General features: G+C 74.5%; 7 protein-coding genes. 2 read left to right on the forward strand and 5 right to left on the reverse strand.

Annotated features, from left to right (window positions below; all coding sequences use genetic code 11):
* Window positions 1-10: 10 nt before the first annotated feature.
* From ACIQVT_RS24925 to ACIQVT_RS24940, 4 genes are all read right to left on the reverse strand, one after another.
* A complete protein-coding gene (locus tag ACIQVT_RS24925; protein WP_403758053.1) occupies window positions 11-1450 on the reverse strand; it encodes a hydrolase in 1440 nt (479 codons plus the stop codon).
* A gap of 159 nt (window positions 1451-1609) precedes the next feature.
* Window positions 1610-2386, reverse strand: coding sequence for a GNAT family N-acetyltransferase (locus ACIQVT_RS24930; RefSeq protein ID WP_403758056.1), 777 nt, complete (start codon window positions 2384-2386; stop codon window positions 1610-1612).
* Between the two features lie 56 nt (window positions 2387-2442).
* On the reverse strand, window positions 2443-3297 hold the full coding sequence (locus tag ACIQVT_RS24935; protein ID WP_403758059.1) for a GNAT family N-acetyltransferase: 855 nt from the start codon (window positions 3295-3297) through the stop codon (window positions 2443-2445).
* A 286-nt stretch (window positions 3298-3583) separates the two neighbouring features.
* Window positions 3584-4264: a chaplin gene (locus tag ACIQVT_RS24940; protein ID WP_403758062.1), complete on the reverse strand. Its 681-nt coding sequence runs from the start codon at window positions 4262-4264 to the stop codon at window positions 3584-3586.
* 276 nt (window positions 4265-4540) lie between these two features.
* Between ACIQVT_RS24940 and ACIQVT_RS24945 the strand changes: the two genes are divergently transcribed.
* Together ACIQVT_RS24945 and ACIQVT_RS24950 are read left to right on the forward strand one after the other, a co-directional pair.
* The gene (locus tag ACIQVT_RS24945) at window positions 4541-6145 is read left to right on the forward strand and encodes an alpha/beta hydrolase (protein WP_403758065.1); all 1605 of its coding nucleotides are present in this window, start codon (window positions 4541-4543) and stop codon (window positions 6143-6145) included.
* 140 nt (window positions 6146-6285) lie between these two features.
* Complete coding sequence (locus ACIQVT_RS24950; RefSeq protein ID WP_403758068.1) at window positions 6286-6849, forward strand: DUF4232 domain-containing protein; 564 nt, start codon at window positions 6286-6288, stop codon at window positions 6847-6849.
* On the opposite strand, the gene asnB is transcribed toward ACIQVT_RS24950, so the two are convergent.
* Window positions 6846-8687, reverse strand: a complete 1842-nt coding sequence (gene asnB, locus ACIQVT_RS24955; protein WP_403758071.1) for an asparagine synthase (glutamine-hydrolyzing) — start codon at window positions 8685-8687, stop codon at window positions 6846-6848. The two genes, ACIQVT_RS24950 and asnB, sit on opposite strands and share 4 nt — an antisense overlap.
* Between the last annotated feature and the right edge of the window lie 579 nt (window positions 8688-9266).

Below are 9266 nucleotides of genomic sequence, written 5' to 3' on the forward strand. Positions count from 1 at the left end.
CGACCCCGGTTCACCCGGTACGCAGCGAGGTGTCGTCCACGACGAACGAGGTCTGGTACTTGGAGCCCTCGGTACCGGTGAACCGCAGGGTGACGGTCTGCCCGGCGTATCCGCCGAGGTCGAAGGCGCGCTGGGTGTAACCGGACGCGGCGTCGAGGTTGGAGTAGGTCGCCAAGGTGCTGAGGACCGTGCCGGACGCGCTGACCACCTGCACCTTCAGGGTGTCGTAGGCCGTGCCGCCGGCGGGCTCGGCGGTGTCGATGTGCAGGGCGAAGCCGAACGTGGCCGGGCAGCCGGCCGGGACGGTCACCGACTGGGCGAGCGTGTCGGTGGTGGCGGTGCCGTTGCCGTCGAGCCAGGCGTAGTACGAGCCGGAACGGGCCTTCTCGGCCGTCGAGGCGGTGATGACTCCGCTCGTGGCGCTCCACACCGTGCCGCCGGACTCGAAGCCGCTGTTGCCGAGGAGCTGGGCGGCGGTGCAGGACGTCGAGCCGCCACCGGTGCCGCCGCCCGCGCCGGAGAGCCACGCGGTGGCGTTGAGGGCGAGGGCCGCGTCGGTGGCGGTGGGGTCGTTCCAGCCGTCGTACAGGGTGTTGCCGGACTGGCCGGTGCCGTCGTCGATCGGGGAGCTGTCACCCCAGAACGCGACGCGGCCGCTGCCGAAGGCGCTGGTCGCGAAGAACGCGCCGGTGCTGCCGGAATAGCCGGTGCGGTACAGCAGGCCCTTGACGGCGGAGTTGTCGGCGGGCTTGAGCGTGGCGGTCGTCCCGCTGGCGATCAGGCTCTTGGTGACGGTGCCGAAGGAACCGTGCAGGACCGGGTCGGCGCTGTCGCTGATCGCGGCCGGGTGGTCGGAGCCGATGCTCAGCGAGTCGATGGAGAAGCCGAACGGGTCGGTGGAGTCGACGCCGTTGTTCGTCATCAGGTCGTTGAGGATCTGGACGGCGTCCTTGCCGTCGTTGTCGCGGTCGGCCCCGGTGTGGTCGGAGATCATGAAGAGGCCGCCGCCGTTCTTCACGAAGGTCATGATCGCCGTCTTCTCGGCGGCGGTGAACGGCTTGTTCGGTTCCGGCAGCACCAGCGTGTCGACGGTGGACAGGTCCGTCGCGGACGTGCCGCCGTAGCTGAGGGCGGAGCCCGGCGGCAGCGTCTTCAGGCTGTACTCGCCGGTCTTCTCCAGCGCGACGCCCCACGAGGACAGGGCGCCGGTCCAGTCCGTCTCGGCGGACGGGGAGGGGTCCTGGCCGAGCGGGTCGGGCTGGCTGGTGGAGACGATCCAGTCGGCGTTGCCGGCCGTCTCGCCGTGCGCGTTGTCGAACAGCACGCGGTGCGGGGCCGCCGCTCGGGCGGGCGTGCCGGTGCCGAGCTGGAGGGCGGCTGTGCCGAGGAGCAGGCCGAGGCCGGCCAGGGCGGTGGTGAGTCTGCGGCGGGTACTCCTGCTTCCGGGCATCCGGCGAACCTCCGTGGGAGTGGGGAGAGGGGGATGCGGGCGCGGTCTGCGCGCGTAGAGCCCGTTCGAGGGTTCTCCACGCGCCGATTGATTGAAAGGTACATGGCATGAAGGCGCGGTGAACAGAGGCGTCCCGCGCGGCCGCAGGGCGACGGCGTGTCAGTTTCCGTAGACGTACGGCGTCGTGGTGCTCAGGGCGTGGAAGCCGAGCCGGGCCAGGATGGGGCGGCTCATGGGTGAGGCGTCGACCTGAAGGTGGCGGAAGCCCTCGGCGGCGGCGACGCGGGCCCGGTGCGCGACCAGGGCCCGGTACAGACCCCGGCCCCGCCAGGCCTCGACGGTGCCGCCGCCCCACAGCCCGGCGAACCCGGTGCCGGGCACCAGTTCCATGCGGGCCGCGCTGACGGGCTCCGCCCCGGCCAGCGCGACCACGGCGACGACCGTGCCGGGGTCGGCGGCCAGCCGGGCGAGCAGCCGGTGCCGCAACCGGGTGCCGTCGGTGCCGAACGCCCTCTCGTGGACGTCGACGACGAGGTCCACACCGGCCGGGCCGGTGGCCCGCACCAGCCGGACACCGGCCGGCGGCCGCACCGCCGCCACCTGCCCGGACACCTCGCCGACCATCAGGGTCTCCTCCGGCTCGGCCCGGAACCCGGCGGCGAGGAGGCGGTCCCCGAGGTCCGCCGGCCCGTCGTGGCCGTAGACCTTCCACTCGAAGTCCCGGCCGAGGCCCGTGAAGCGGGCGATCTGGTCGCGGATCGCCCGGCCGGCGCCCGCCGCGTCCAGCCCGGACCAGAGGACGCCGTTCCAGCCGTGCGCGTCGGCGACCTGGCGCACGACGGCACCGGCCCGCTCGATCCGGGCCCCGGGCCCGTCGGGCCGGGCGTTCTCGCGCATCTCACGGTCGTACCGGGCGAGCACAGCGGGATGATCCATGCGGCCCACCCCAGCACGGGCGGCCGGGCCCGGCAACGGGATTACCGCGTCGGGTGTCAGCCGAGTTCGAGGGTGGCGACGCCGAAGACGCGCTCCCGGGCGTGGGCGCGGACCGGACCGGTGTACATGCGGGCGGTCTCGAACGAGGGGCGCAGCCCCGCCTCCTCGGCGAGGGCGATCCCGGCCGCGTTCGGCTCCGGCACGTCCAGCGCGACCTCCCGCCCGCCGGTGTCGGCGGTGAGTGCGGTGAAGAGGGCCCGGGCGTCGTCGGCGGTGTCGGCGAACAGGGGGCCGACGCGCAGGCCGTCGTGCCCGGGGCGGATCACGCCGTAGCCGGTGAGGCGCCCGCCGTCCTCCCGTACGAGGGCGCGGTGGCCGGGGGTGGTGAGCCAGGCGGCGAGGAACCGGTGGCGGTCAGCGGGGCCGCAGGCGCTGTCGTAGGCGGTGACGGCGGCCAGGTCGGCGGGGGTCACCGGGCGGACACCGGTGGGTGCCGGGCCGGTGGGCGCCGGGCCGGAGAACCGGATGGTGCGGTGGGCGGGTCGGAAGCCGGACTGACGGTAGTTGTCCTGCTGGGCGACGACCCCGTCCAGGCCGACGGTCCGGTCACCGGCGTGGGCCAGGCCGGCCTTCCAGGTGGTGAGGCCGTGTCCGTGGCCGCGCAGGTCCGGGCGGACGAGGTAACAGCCGAGGAAGGCGTAGGCGGGGCCGTAGGTGACGACGGAGACGGCCGACACCGGTTCGCCGTCGATCCGGCCGAGGAAGAAGCCGTCGGGGTCCTGGGCGAAGAACGCGGGTCCGTCGGACAGTCCGGGGTTCCAGCCCTCCGCCGCCGCCCATCCGCTGATCACCGGCCAGTCGGCGGGGGTGGCCTGCGTGACGACGAGGTCATGGGGGGCCGCAGAGGTCATGGGTGCGCTCCGTCTCGTTCGGGGGACTGCCGCACAGCATCCTTCCGGAGCGACCGGGGGCCGCGCCACGACAAGATCAGCCGATGAGCACCGATGAGCACCGATGCGCTCGCGCCCCCGAGCCGGGCGGGCGGGGGCGAACCGGTTCGCACGGTCGTGGCGCGGCCTCGGGGCCGCTCCGGCGGGCCCGCGGTGCGGCGACGGTACGGCCCCGGCGGGGGGGACCGGCGGGGCGTGCGCGGCCAGGGCGGGGCGTGCGCGGGTGGGCCGGGGCGGGCGCGGTGGGTCAGTCGGTGCGGTCCGGCCGGAAGCGGCGGTACAGCACCGCGCCGGTGAGGACGAGTGCGGCGCTCCCCGCCACGGTCGCGGCCGTCAGATCCGCTCCCGTGTGCGCCAGGCTGGACGCCACCGGCCGCGGGGCGTGCGGGGCGGGGCGGTGCGCCGGGGGCGCGGCCGGGGGCTTCGGGGCGCGGTGCTCCGGGGCCGGGGTGCGCGGGGGGCGCCGGGTCCGCTCGGTGGGGCCGTTCACCGCGTGGTTGCCCAGCGCCGGATTGCCCACGCCGACCACGTCGACGCTGTTGCCGGTGACGTTGATCGGCAGGTGCACGGGGAGCTGCACGCCGTTGCCCGAGACCACACCGGGCGAGCCGGTGGCGGCGCCCTGCGCAGACGCGCCGCCGCCCGACTCGGCCGGACCCTTCCGCGTCCCGTCCGCCCCGTTCGCGCAGGCGTTTCCCGCGGCCGGGTCGAGCAGTCCCACCACGTTCACGGTGTTGCCGCACACGTTCACCGGCACGTGCACGGGGAGCTGGACGGTGTTGCCGGAGATCAGCCCGGGCGAGCCGGCCGCGGCGCCCCGGGCGCCGGCCCCGTCGGCCGCGAAGGCGGCGGACACCGGCAGCGCCACGGCCATCGCGCCGGAGGCGGCGACGACGGCGAACACACCGTTTCGGGTAGCCCGTCTCATGGTTCCCTGCTTTCCGCACGTGGTCGCGGGCGTTCACCCGCACGCCAGGAGAACGCGGGCGAACCATCGGAGTTATGGCTTATCCGTCTTTCACTCCATCGAGTGACCCGGTTGTCGAACCGCGGGCGGGGCGTTCGGGGCCGCCGGAGAGCGCGGGGCGCGGATATTACGACGGCGGTCGCCGGCCCGCTCGTGCGGAGGCGGGCCGTCCGGGGCGCGCCTATGGTGATCCGAGGGCAACGGCCGGTCCGCGGCGGGCGCCCCGGGAGGCGAACGATGCTGGCCAAGCTGTCCACACGGCCCGCCGTGCGGCGCGGCGCGGGTGCCTCGGCCCTCGCCCTGGCACTGCTCGGTGCCGGGCTGCCCGCGGCTGCCGCCGACCGGCCGCAGCCCGACCTGACCCGGTTCTACCGGCAGCAGGTGACGTGGCGGGCCTGCGAGGGGCCGGACATGCCGGACGACCTCCAGTGCGCCAGTGTCACCGTCCCCCTGGACTACGCGCGGCCACGGGCCGGCACGCTCGACGTGGCGCTGGCCCGTTACCGTGCCACCGGGCACTCGCGGGGCTCGGTGCTGCTGGACTTCGGCGGGCCCGGCGGCGCCGGCATCCCCGAACTGGCCGCCGACGGGCGCAAGTTCATGGACCTGACCAACGGCTACGACGTGGTCACGTTCGACCCGCGCGGCGTCGGCCGCTCCTCGCCCGTCAGCTGCGGCGACGACGGCGAGGATGCCTTCTCCCCGCCCGGGGACACCGGCCTCGACCGGCCCGCGGCGCTGCTCCGGCAGTTGCGGGAGACCGCCGACCGGTGCGCGCGGCACTCCGGTCCGGTGCTGCCCCACATCGGCACCGTGAACGCCTCCCGCGACCTCGACGTCATCCGCCAGGCGCTCGGCGACGACAAGCTGAACTACCTCGGCTTCTCCTACGGCACCCGGCTCGGTTCGGTGTACGCCGCCCAGTTCCCCGGCAAGGTCGGCCGGATGGCCCTGGACGGGGTCGACACACTGACCGAGCCCCTGTCGGAGCGGGGCGTCGCGGGCGCCGCCGCCCAGCAGACCGCGCTGGACGACTTCCTGGACTGGTGCACGACCGACCTCGCCTGCCCGTTCGGCCAGGACCGGCGGGCGGCCGGGGACGCGGTGGTCCGGCTGGTGCGCTCGCTCGACCGGAACCCGGTGCCCACGGACTTCGGCGGCTCGTTCTCCGGCCAGGACCTCGTGGGCGCCGTCGCGCAGGCCCTCTACGGCAAGGAGCTGTGGCCCTCGCTGGAACGGGCGCTGGCCTCGCTGGTCGAGGACGGTGACACCCGGCGGGTGCTGGCCTTCTCGGGGGGCGGCATCGACGGGCCCCGGGGTCGGCTCCGCGCGGACGGCGGGCTGACCGACGTCGAGGACGTACCGGTGGACAACCTGCCGGCCGCGCTGGTGGCGATCGATTGCGCGGACGACCCCGACCGGCCCACCGCGGCGCGGATCACCCGGGACCTGGCGGGGCTGCGGGCCGCGTACGACCGGGCCTCGCCGATCTTCGGCCGCTACCGGCTGGCCCAGGTGCTGCTCTGCTACGGCCGCCCCCGGGGCACCGACTTCATCCGCCGCCGGGTCCGGGACGTGCAGTCGGCGAAGATGCTGCTGGTGGGCACACGCGGTGACCCGGCGACGCCGTACCAGTGGACCGTGGAGACGGCCCGGCGGCTCGGCCCGTCCGCCGTGGTGCTCGACAGCAAGGGCGAGGGCCACACCGGGTACACCTCCTCGTCCTGCGTGCACCGCAAGATCGACGACTTCCTGCTGTACGGCTCGCTGCCCGCCAACGGCAGTTCCTGTCCGGCGGACGAGACCGGGGGAACCGTCACCGGGGCCGGCGCCGCCGACTGACGGACCGACGGGGACCGGTCCGGCGCGAACGGGTGACAGGAGCCCGGCGGGGGCAACCTCCGGGGTGTCCCGGCGGTCACACCGGGCAGGCGTGCTTCGGCCACCCATTCCGGGACACCGACGCACAGGGGGCACCCGTCATGCGCATCCGCACCGCCGTCACCGTACCCGCCGCCTCGGCCGCCATGGCGGCCGTACTGCTGACCGCACCACAGAGCCGGGCCGCCACCGGCCCCGACCGCCCCGCCGCACCGCACGGCCTCGCCGCCTCGGCCCATGTGCGGCCCGGCCCCTGCTCCGCCGGTTCGCTGACGGTGCGGGCGAAGGCCGTGGCCGGCGACCCGGCCGTACTGCGGGTCGGCGTCACCAACCGCGGCGCGCGCGCCTGCGTCGTGGACCGCGTGCCCACGGTGACCTTCGGCGACCTGGACGGGGCCGCGCTGCCGGTGCCGGAGGGCGGCACCGGCACCTACCGGCTCGCGGCGGGCGGCACCGCCTACGCCGACGTGCGCACCGTCGCCGACCCGGCGGACTCCGAGGCCCGCCGGGTGGACGTGGTCACCGTGTCCGCGTCGGCGGCGCACCCCGGTCGCTCCTTCCGCGCCGACCGGCTCGGCGCCGGGCCGCATGTCGTCGTGTGGGAGCCGGTGGTGACGTGGTGGCAGCGGTCGGCGGCCGCGGCCGACCGCGCCATCGGGCTCTAGTCGAGCACCAGCTCGGGCGAGTACAGGTCCAGCCACTGCGCCAGGTCCAGGGTGCGTTCCAGACCGCGCCGGGCCACCTGGGTGCTGACCGGCGTGTCCCGGTCGGCGGCCTTGCGGACCCGGTCGCGGTCGACCAGGTCGAAGACCGGGTGGGAGGGCCGGGCGAGCAGGTCCTTCGCCTGTTCCTGGAGGGCTCGGGCGTACTGCGGGTCCTGGGTGGACGGGTACGGGCTCTTCACGCGGTCGTACACCGAGCGCGGCAGGACGTCCGCCGTCGCCTCCCGCAGCAGGCTCTTCTCCCGGCCGTCGAAGGACTTCAGCGCCCACGGGGCGTTGTACACGTACTCGACCAGACGGTGGTCGCAGAACGGCACCCGCACCTCCAGGCCCACGGCCATGCTCATCCGGTCCTTGCGATCGAGCAGGATGCGCACGAAGCGGGTCAGGTGGAGGTGGCTGATCTGCCGCATGCGGTACTCGAAGTCGCTCTCGCCGTCGAGCCGGTCGACGCCGGCGACGGCGGTGCGGTAGCCGTCGGCGACGTAGCCCTTCAGGTCCAGGGACCGGGTGAGGTCGTCGCGCAGCACGTCGGCGTCCTCGCCGAAGTGGCGGCCCATGGTCGCCAGCCACGGGAAGGTGTCGGCCCGGCGCGCCTCCTCGTCGAAGAACTGGAGGTAGCCGCCGAACACCTCGTCGGCGGACTCACCGGACAGGGCCACCGTGGACTTCTCCCGGATGGCGCGGAAGAGCAGCAGCAGCGAGGCGTCCATGTCGCCGAGGCCGGCCGGCAGGTCGCGGGCCCGGATGACCTGCTCGCGGACGGCCGGGTCGGCGAGGGACTGGGTGTCCAGGACGATGTCCTGGTGGTCGGTGCCGGCGAGGCGGGCCACGTCGTGGACGAAGGGCGTGTCGGGTGTGCCGCGCAGTTCGTCGGCGACGAAGTGGTCGGTCTGGCCGACGAAGTCGACGGCGAAGCTGCGCACCTTCTCGCCCTGCTCGCCGAGGCGGCGGGCGGCGAGCGCGGTCATGGCCGAGGAGTCCAGTCCGCCGGAGAGCAGCGTGCAGCGCGGCACGTCGGCGACCAGCTGCCGGCGCACGATGTCGTCGAGGAGCGTGCGCACCCCGGCGACGGTGGTGTCGCGGTCGTCGGTGTGCGGGCGGGTCTCCAGGCGCCAGTACACGCGGGTGGACAGCCCGGAGCGGTCGACGGTGACCACGGTGCCCGGCTCCACCTCGCGCATGCCGTCCCAGATGGCGTGTCCCGGTGTCTTGACCATGACGAACATCTCCCGCAGGCCGTCCAGGGTGACGCGGCGGCGGGCCAGCGGGTTGGCGAGGACGGCCTTGGGCTCGGAGCCGAACAGGACGCCGTCGGCGGTCGGCTGGTAGTAGAACGGCTTGATGCCCATGCGGTCGCGGATCATCACGAGTTTGTCGTGCCGGCCGTCCCACACGGCGAACGCGTACATGCCGTTGAGCCGTTCGGCGATCGCGTCGCCCCACTCGAGGTAGCCGTGCAGGACGACCTCGGTGTCGGAGTCGGTGGTGAACCGGTGGCCGCGGTCCTGGAGTTCGCGGCGCAGTTCGGTGAAGTTGTACGCCTCGCCGGAGTACGCCAAGGCTAGGGTCCCGCCGGGGGTCGCCAGGGTCATCGGCTGACGGCCGCCGGGGAGGTCGATGATGGCGAGGCGGCGGTGGCCCAGGGCGGCGGGGCCCTCGGTCCAGGTGCCGCGGTCGTCCGGACCCCGGCAGGCCATCGTCTCGGTCATCGCATGCAATGTGGTGGTCTCGGCGCTCAGATCACGGTCGAAGGAGATCCATCCGGTGATGCCGCACATGCGCTGCCTCCTGCCTCCGGCTGCGGGCCGTCTCCCCCGCCGACCTGCGATGTCGTGGTCGGGAGGGGCGGACCGGCAAACCAGTTGTATCGAGCATCTATATGACGAGCGTCCGTCGTGCCCGGGGGTCCGGTCAACGTGGCCGTAACACTGGACCGCCCCGCTCCCCCATGATTTCGGCCGCGCTTTGCCTCCGCGAGACCGCGCGGCGGCGCGTCCTCGGGCCCGGAGCGTCAGGAACCGGCCACAAGCAAAAACTTCCCCAAACGACCCGGCGCGACGGCCCCGCGGCGCCCCCGGACGACGACCTCACGACCGGGGCGGACGAGCCGGGGGAGGACTGGGACGGCAGGGGACGGCCGTGGACCGCCGGAAGGCCGGGACGGCCGAGGGACCGCAAGCCGGGACGGCCGAGGGACCGGGACCGCCAGGAGGGGACCGGGACGACCGAGGGACCGGGACCCCCAGGAGGGGACCGGAAGGCCGGAAGGCCGGAAGGCCGGAAGGCCGGAAGGCCGGAAGGCCGGAAGGCCGGAAGGCCGGAAGGCCGGAAGGCCGGAAGGCCGGAAGGCCGGAAGG

Source organism: Streptomyces sp. NPDC100445, assembly GCF_044759735.1.
Classification (GTDB): Bacteria; Actinomycetota; Actinomycetes; order Streptomycetales; family Streptomycetaceae; genus Streptomyces.

What these genes read in the sequence shown, in the direction of transcription:
- ACIQVT_RS24925 (WP_403758053.1), bottom strand. Translation starts at nt 1,450, where the DNA reads ATGCCCGGAAGCAGGAGTACCCGCCGCAGACTCACCACCGCCCTGGCC.
- ACIQVT_RS24930 (WP_403758056.1), bottom strand. Translation starts at nt 2,386, where the DNA reads ATGGATCATCCCGCTGTGCTCGCCCGGTACGACCGTGAGATGCGCGAG.
- ACIQVT_RS24935 (WP_403758059.1), bottom strand. Translation starts at nt 3,297, where the DNA reads ATGACCTCTGCGGCCCCCCATGACCTCGTCGTCACGCAGGCCACCCCC.
- ACIQVT_RS24940 (WP_403758062.1), bottom strand. Translation starts at nt 4,264, where the DNA reads ATGAGACGGGCTACCCGAAACGGTGTGTTCGCCGTCGTCGCCGCCTCC.
- ACIQVT_RS24945 (WP_403758065.1), top strand. Translation starts at nt 4,541, where the DNA reads ATGCTGGCCAAGCTGTCCACACGGCCCGCCGTGCGGCGCGGCGCGGGT.
- ACIQVT_RS24950 (WP_403758068.1), top strand. Translation starts at nt 6,286, where the DNA reads ATGCGCATCCGCACCGCCGTCACCGTACCCGCCGCCTCGGCCGCCATG.
- asnB (WP_403758071.1), bottom strand. Translation starts at nt 8,687, where the DNA reads ATGTGCGGCATCACCGGATGGATCTCCTTCGACCGTGATCTGAGCGCC.